This is a genomic window from Methanoculleus methanifontis (genome assembly GCF_030464365.1).
Lineage (GTDB): Archaea > Halobacteriota > Methanomicrobia > Methanomicrobiales > Methanoculleaceae > Methanoculleus > Methanoculleus methanifontis.
Window position 1 is genome coordinate 128,549 of record NZ_VCYI01000008.1, and the last position, 7,973, is coordinate 136,521.

5 protein-coding genes are annotated in these 7,973 nt (G+C 48.2%); all 5 read right to left on the reverse strand.

Going from position 1 to position 7,973, the window contains the following annotated elements; all coding sequences use genetic code 11:
* Positions 1-241: 241 nt before the first annotated feature.
* Positions 242-1,762, reverse strand: coding sequence for a tetratricopeptide repeat protein (locus FGW20_RS07620; RefSeq protein ID WP_301677489.1), 1,521 nt, complete (start codon positions 1,760-1,762; stop codon positions 242-244).
* 534 nt (positions 1,763-2,296) lie between these two features.
* Entirely contained in the window at positions 2,297-4,690 is a 2,394-nt protein-coding gene (locus FGW20_RS07625) for a S8 family peptidase (protein ID WP_301677490.1), read from the reverse strand.
* Positions 4,691-4,693: 3 nt separating this feature from the next.
* Entirely contained in the window at positions 4,694-5,683 is a 990-nt protein-coding gene (locus tag FGW20_RS07630) for an AAA family ATPase (RefSeq protein ID WP_301677491.1), read from the reverse strand.
* 430 nt (positions 5,684-6,113) lie between these two features.
* Complete coding sequence (locus tag FGW20_RS07635; protein ID WP_048113832.1) at positions 6,114-6,899, reverse strand: DUF1828 domain-containing protein; 786 nt, start codon at positions 6,897-6,899, stop codon at positions 6,114-6,116.
* 3 nt (positions 6,900-6,902) lie between these two features.
* On the reverse strand, positions 6,903-7,388 hold the full coding sequence (locus tag FGW20_RS07640; protein WP_052379696.1) for a hypothetical protein: 486 nt from the start codon (positions 7,386-7,388) through the stop codon (positions 6,903-6,905).
* Positions 7,389-7,973: the final 585 nt, after the last annotated feature.

The window sequence follows — 7,973 nt, forward strand, 5'->3', positions numbered from 1 at the left end:
AATTCGGAAATACCTCTGGAGCGGAAGAGAATATGGCAGAGCTGCCGTGATAGTTGGTAGCGGATTCAGCCGAAACGCCGAAAGATTCTCTCTAACTACGTGCCCGTTTCCTATGTGGAATGACCTTGGGAAAATGTTCTATGATGCACTCAATCTTGATCGCGTACAACCGTATCGTTTTACCCTCAATATTAAGCAGGTTTGCGGCAGGATAATTCGTTACATCCACATGAAACGTGGATTATCCACCGCTGCTGAGTTCTTGCTTGAGTCCAATGTAATACCCCTGAATCCAATCTGCAAAATGAGAGATCTGAACGTCCGTACGCTCAAATCGGCCCAGGTACTCCCTCGCGAGATCATGTCTCCCTGCACTGTATGCGTAACACGCGATCCGTATGAGTGCGGAGGCTTCAGCAGGATGACCGCGGATCTTCTGCACTTCTGTCATTGCTGATTGAGTATACTCCCACATCTTCTCATACTGTTTCTGTCCAAGAGCCTCATCGCATATATCCAACCCCGCATTAAAGGCTTCAATATAATTTCCGTGTATTATGTGAATTTCCCTAATATCTTCAAGCATCCGGAGGACTCTTTCCTTATCGTAATCATCAGTGCCGCATTTCTTTCCTCTTATGATATCCCAGGTCACCTGACACTTCTCAAACACGCAATACTCGGGAGTTGTATCGAGATGGTCTTCCAGCGCAGGTATGAGACGGCGGATATTCTCACGGTTCTGGTCAAAAAGAGCCTCTTGAGACAATATCAAACGTCCATCTTCCTTCAATCGCTGTAGGACATGATGTAACTCCATGTAACATCGGAACCGTTCCACTATAGACAACTCTGCATATTCGGGATATTGATCTTCTATCTGATAAAGGAAAGCGGGTGCTAACACTCCCCCGTTCCATCTCATTCTCAGCTGCGATATATCGCAGACGACCTGTTCTTTTCGGGATACAAAGGGGTAAACCCTCTCTCTTGCTTCATCTATCGTTTCAAATAACTTGTTTCGATTGTTGGCTTCTCTGTAGAATTCTATAAGAAAGTTATAATACTCCACTAAATCATCTGGATTAGTAAAATCGACTATAGAGCGATATTCTGAAATGAATTGTCGCGCCTCATCTTGCCTATGCGACGAAACAAGCGAAGGAATGACGTTTTGATATGCGACATGCATCAAATGTTTCTCATTGAGGTCCTTTGCTAACTTCAGTGCTTTCCGATAATGGATCAGCGACTCTGTTTCATTCTTCATTATCTTTTGTATTCTACCGTAATTGTTCAGCACACAGAAATAGTCAGCATTTTTCAGACGATCAGAAGCAGATTCAATGGCGTCAAATAAGATCTCTGAAGACCTTTTGAGGTCACCTTCAAATTCAGCGCTTACCGCTCTAACAAGCGAGATTTGAAGTGAATATTCATCTGAAGGGTCGGAAAGATGTTCAATGATCTGTAATGCCTTCTTGTGATCGCCCAGGCGTGTAAAGTACCTTGCTCGCAGTAGTTCAAGGCGTGTTTTCTCAGCCGAATTGAGTGTCTTTACATCAATTTTATTCAACAGTTCTATCGACCGACGATCATCGTTTTTTGCGGATGCAATGGCTGCTTGCGTAAGATAATAGGAGTATCTCTCTACGGGATCCAGAAAGTACTGCATGTAACGATTGAGCAGCTGCTCAGCCCTTTTGAGTTCGTTTGCCCTGATGAAACCGAGGCATCGCGGAGAATCGAAGAACATGGCCATAAGAGGTTTCCACAAGACGAATGGATAAACACTGCAGCGAGGGATACAAGCAGCAGGAACACGAGGCCTGATGTGTGCCATGTTAGAAGGCCTCCGGTGTATAGCACCAACGTTGCAGTGGCCAGCAGGAAGAATATGATGGACTTCAAGCGATACCGGGGATGGCTTAGAAGTTCCCAATTTGTTGCTTTAGCTACTACAAGCAGCATACAACAGCAAATAACAATAACCCAGAGATAATCCCCGCTTGCGATAGCTCGTTCAAGTGCAGTGATATATTCAAGCATCTATATCCAGCCTGATGTTTACGACTACGACGAACCAACCATTCCTCTGAAGATTCCCAGAGTCTAGACCTGGAGTAACAATGAAATCGTTGGGGTTACTGCACAGTAAGTTATTTTGTCGCCTCTACTTTAGTGCACTGTAGATGCTCTTCTTGACTGGTTTCAACGTAGATTTCCAACTATCTGCAATTCCTTGTGCGATCATACCTGATCCTGTCAGCCTCCCGCCGCTTCATCGAGATTAACCTTATCGTATCCGGACCCTTGGCGCAACCCTTTCCCTTATCTGATTATACAGGTCAATGCGTGCAGAGTGACGAAGAGTGGCTACCACTGAGTAGCTTTGCCTGAACTCCTCGTCATCTACCCATTTTCCCCGACACAAGACCTCAAGGACCAGAGGTTTTTTTACGTCAATCCCTGGTGCGCTCGTATAGACTCGTGTGCCCTTTTGGTGAATGCTTTTTGAGCGGAGAGCCGTTTTGGGGTACAGCACTATTTCAGGAATCTTACCGCTATCCTCGTTACCTTCCGGCTCTTCGTCAATCGCCGGCTCTGAGAACACATCCTCGGAAGAGCGATCGGCGATAACCTTGATATCTGTATTCTTATACAAAGAAAATTCCATCCGTGTCCCCATATACTCCATGCGTGTTCTCCTGACAGGCGGGTTGTATACGAGTGTTACAGAGATCTCGCGCTTTCCTTGCATATCGACGAACGTATCGGGGAGGTGAAAGTAGTAATAATGAACACCCCCGACTTTTATCGTATTTTCTGCAAAAAGGAGCACGTTATTCGAATTTGAATCTTCGGCATAATCAAGGTTTGGTTGACCAAAACCATAGATGTTGTAAATCGGTTCAGCTTCTTTTGTCGAAACCCCATGCACATTGATGGTCAGAGGTTCTGGCCGATCATCGGGGATACGGGCAGAAGCGAGTAAGAACGCCTTGATCGTGTTTGAGGTATAGCCGGGATATTTCTTGCACAACCGGGCTAGGTAGTTGGCGACTTTCGGAGCAGAAAGGCTGGTTCCACACTCCGTAGTGAGCAGGCTACTCTCCCTCATCCACCGTGGGTTCACCACGAAGATACCTGTCTGTGTATCCTCCATGTAATATGGAGTTTGCACGTTGTACGGTCGCATTCCTCCCATTTCAACGAGTTCTGGCTTGATCATCCCGTTCAAACCGGGTCCTGCTCGTGTAAACGGAGATGGATAGCCTTGGTGCGGAGTGAGAATCGCCTCGGCTTTATGTGAGACGTAATCCTGTGTTATAGATCCGACGGTCAGGGCGTATACAGACGATGCTGGATCTACAATCCTGCACCTCTCGCCATCTTCGTAGAGGTAATGAGGGTATTTGTCCGGGAAATCCATCTCATCGTTATTCCCGGTTGCAATAACGAACATAAGACCGTGCTCATGAGCCAGCTCATCGATAAAAGATGCCAGCACCGATTGCTGCTTTCCCCCGGATATACACAATGTGGGATCCCCAAACGAGATATTTACTACACGCACGTTATCGTATCGTTCTGTGAATGACTGGAGAGCCTGGAGGATTTGCTTTTCGAGAAGATGCTCCTCATCATAGCTTGCAACTATTTCTCCAGTCTCTGGGTCTTTTACCCCATGCATCACCTTCGCTGACAGTATCCACACAGGCGGGTGGAAACACTTTGTGTCAGCGCACTCCTTGATATCACCATACAGTGCGACACCTGCAACCATGGTGCCATGACCCACGTCATCTGTCCCGTCATATTCTGAAAACAGACTTATTGCATCTCCAACACCATTTTTGAGGAGAGGATGGCCTGATAATATACCGCTATCAAGGACAACGATCGCCGGATCTCTTGGGTCGGGAGGAGAGCCGGTATCGACCTCACTCAACGATACGCGGAGTTCGCCTGGACGAAAGTAGGTGGAACGGGGAGGTCGATCGACACAGCTCACCTCGGGGAAGAACAGTAACTCATTTAGCATATCCTTGCCTATCTTCACCCGCATGAGGCAGAAACTGCGTGTGATGATATGATCGGTGACCTCACCGCCTTTTTCATTGAGTAACTTCTCAATTCCCTTGAGAGCATCCTTTAGCCGGGGGGTTTCCATCCTCCACAGTTCGACATCGAGATACGCAACCTCGCCATCAATCAGCGGCCTCTCGGCCAATCTCTCGCCTATCTTATCCTCTGGGGGAATCGGTTCAAACGACTCTACTACGTTAAAAAATGTCTTGTTCTTAGATTCTCGACCATACCGAGCAAGTTTCTCCGTTATTTTTCCTAAATCCCCCTTCTCAGCCAGAGACACTCTGTAACGGAGACCCCCATCCTTCGCAGGAGATGGGGAGATGTACTGGATATCGCAACGATTCAGGAACTTGCTCAGATCCTCCTCACTGATCTCAGATCGGAGTTCAATTCTAAATATCAGGTTCGGATCAAAATACTCTGAGAACTGTGCCTTTCTCTTTTGATGCTCGCTCTGCATCTCATTTAAATTATAAACCTGAACTTCAGCAAAATCCTCTTTTTCCTCACGATCGGGACGGGAAGGTCCCCCTCCTCCCCTCTTCGCCAGCGTACGTTCCCCCTCATGCAACGGTAATCGAAGATGTTCTGGCATGAACTATACCTTCTCTTGAACTGAAACAATTTCCTTCTGCCTTAGTATTGCTTCTTCAATGTCCTCCTTTGAAACTCTTTTCTTTTTACTCAGCAGTGCTTTTTTCATTGCTCGAATGGTCACTTGTTCAATATCAGCACCCGAGAAACCCTTGCTGTTGTCTGCAAATATATCATATTCTACTACAGGATCGACAGGGATTACACTCAGTTTTTTCTCGTATAAGCGTGCCCTTAACTGTTTATCCGGCAATTCAAACTGGATAATATCGTCAAACCGCCGCCAGACCCCCTTATCTAATAATTGGGGATGATTTGTAGCGGCAATGAGTACACTGTCGCCTTGATAATCTTCAAGCATTAACATGAAATTATTGACTACGCGTTTAATCTCCCCATGCTCACTTGGATCGTCACGTTTTTTGCCGATAATATCAAACTCATCAAAAAGTACAACCCACTTCCCTTTATCTATATAATCGAAGATTTTTCTTATGTTGGCGGCGGTCTCACCCAAAAATGAAGAAACAACCGATTCAAATTTTACGACTATCAGCGGGTAGCCAATGGCTGAGCATAGAACTTTTGCACAGAGTGTTTTCCCCGTTCCCGGAGGCCCATAAAATAGCAGCTTACTTCTGGGTTTTAATCCATAGTTGGATAATAAATCTCGATTCTTAATCTCAAGCGGGATCTCCCGAAGCCTCTCTTCCAACTCTGTGGAAACAATCAAATCCGACCAATCGCTAAATGGCCGCTTAACTTCCAATAACTGGAATCCTTTTTCATTATCGCGGGGGATAGGCAGCGTGCGATATGGAAGGACACTTTGATGTACCGATTGATTATTGATAATTGTCCTCAGTTTCGTTGCTACGAGGTGGTGGTTCAGTTGCTCTTCATGTTCAATTATGCTCTGAGCTACTTGATGGAATAACTCCTCATTTTTCGTAACGAAGGCTTGAAACAATCTTTCGATGTCATCAGAGTTCATTTCGTCTCAACCTGATCCGGTTATCTAAACGGGTGAACCGAACATTCTGTCTATTAAATGATGTGAATGGGTTTAATAATTATATATCTATCTTAATGCGGAGGGATTAGATTGTGCTCACCTTTGCTGCGATTTAATTGCGCGCAATCCCTAACGTATATTCTTTTCCATTACGATGCCATTGTATCTCTGCAACAACTCCCCCTGACTAACGAAGGGATCCCTGATTCCCTCCTCACCCCCCCGAGCCCCCTCACAATCACCGCCACCACCCCGCCGCTCACGGCCGACTGGCGTACCCACTCTACGGGCTCACCGAGGAGGAGATCGCAATCGTGGAGGGAGCAGCCTGACGTTCCAGGTCAGGGGTTTTTACCACGTGATGAAAGGGGGATTCCTCCCCCGGGCAGAGCGGGACGCCGCTGCAACCTCAGCCGGAAGCCGTCCCGGCCATATCCCGGAGGTGCTGCATAATCCGGTCTTTGTTCCCCGGCAGGTTTGAGAACTGCTTATCGCAGACATCGCTGAACTTCGCGAGGGCCTTGCGGTTGACCTCCTCCTGATCCTCGAATACGCCGACCGAGACGAAGGGCCGCCCCCACTTCTCGAACTGCAGGATGTTTATCGTCGCGTCACGGACCCGGTCGTCGTTCGCGAGCGCAAAGATGTAGATCGGCCTCTGCATGCCGTTGATCCTGCAGTCAACGGTGTATTTCCCTTCCGGATCATGCTCGGGATCGTGCCAGTCAAACTCCCTGCGCCCCTCAGGGACAGCCTCCTCGATGAGCGCACGGAGATCCTCCAGGAACGTGGAGTAAACGCGCGATCTCGACAGATACGTAAGATCCGATATCCGGATCAGCGCCTGGATGAAACTCCAGAGGGCATCCCCAAACCGGTCGCCCGTGATGCGGATAGCGAGCTCGCCCCGGTTGTTCTCCAGCCCGAACCGGGACAGCACACTCGCGATCACCTTCTGGCGGGTTCCCCGCTCTAACTCCCTTGCATCGATCGAGTAGGTCAGGTGCATGAGGGTATGCCCCTCATCCGTCAGCGTCCAGGCGCCGTCCTCATCCTTCAGGACGATTGCGAGGTTATCCCCATCGTCAAAGACAAACGGTGTGAAGACCCGATACCGGTTGATACCCTCCGGGCGGAGATGGATCTGGCTGCAGACCTTCCTCCGAAACTCCTCTTCGATTGCCTCGATTGCCATTGGTTATATCCCCCAGTCGGTAAGATCCTTCGTGGTTACCGCTGAACCCTCAAACCCGCAGTCGTTGAACATGCTCTTCAGCGCGCCGTGGTGATCCGAGTACCGGTCTGTCGGAACCGCATACCCATCTTCGTTCCAGCCCGCGGTCTGGTAGCGCTCTGTTGCAGTATGGATGTGGAAATCATAAAACTTCTCCTGCTCAAGCCTGTTCGTGTGTTCGTGACTTTTCCCGTTATATCGGCGTAGCCGGAACACCTGGTTTGTGTTTGGAATGATATAGCCGAGGATCACGGAGAAGTCCAGCGAATTGAATAGACTTTGCCGGAATATCAACCTGAACCGGGATTGATTCGCACCCTCTATACCGATCTCGTACTCCTTATGGCCGCCCTTCTCTTTAGGGCGAAATCTCCTGGAGAAATCTCCCGGCAGCGGCTTGGCCTCTCTGAGTAACGCATCGATCTCATCATCAGTGAGCCGCAAATTCATTCAGGTAACCTCCATCGGAGTACTATTTCATTTCAATGATTCTACGGTCGCCGGGGAGAAAGATAACTATTTCCATAATCACGGGTGTGAGAACCGTCCTCCGCGTATAAGAGAGCAGCTCGCCTCCCTCGGGCTGAATGAACGGCAGATTGCTGCCGTACACTACCTGAAGAGAGGGTTCTATCTCAAACCAGGTGTACCAACAACTCAATAATGCGAAGAAGGTGACCGCAACGCGAGATCTTAAAGTGATGGTTCAAACCGGCATTTTCCGTAAAGAGGGAACGGCAGGAGCGGGCGTGTGCTACTCGCTGAGGTATGCAACGTAAGAGGGATCGTCAGATTGCGCTAAGGGATCGAAATGAATCATAATTGGCTCATAATGGGCTCATCCATGGTTGCAGGGAATGCTCGAAACCAGAGCAAGTGCATCCAATCTCCTAAAACTACCATTATAGCGGCTCTGTTGAAACCCTCTAGTCGAGGGTCGGCTCCATCTGAGGGGAAAGATCTATAAAACCGTTGCTCCTTGTGTTAATGACGAAACCAACAACAAGGAGCAGAGTTAGTGTCGACGAATGGCTA

What these genes read in the sequence shown, in the direction of transcription:
- FGW20_RS07620 (WP_301677489.1), bottom strand. Translation starts at nt 1,762, where the DNA reads ATGGCCATGTTCTTCGATTCTCCGCGATGCCTCGGTTTCATCAGGGCA.
- FGW20_RS07625 (WP_301677490.1), bottom strand. Translation starts at nt 4,690, where the DNA reads ATGCCAGAACATCTTCGATTACCGTTGCATGAGGGGGAACGTACGCTG.
- FGW20_RS07630 (WP_301677491.1), bottom strand. Translation starts at nt 5,683, where the DNA reads ATGAACTCTGATGACATCGAAAGATTGTTTCAAGCCTTCGTTACGAAA.
- FGW20_RS07635 (WP_048113832.1), bottom strand. Translation starts at nt 6,899, where the DNA reads ATGGCAATCGAGGCAATCGAAGAGGAGTTTCGGAGGAAGGTCTGCAGC.
- FGW20_RS07640 (WP_052379696.1), bottom strand. Translation starts at nt 7,388, where the DNA reads ATGAATTTGCGGCTCACTGATGATGAGATCGATGCGTTACTCAGAGAG.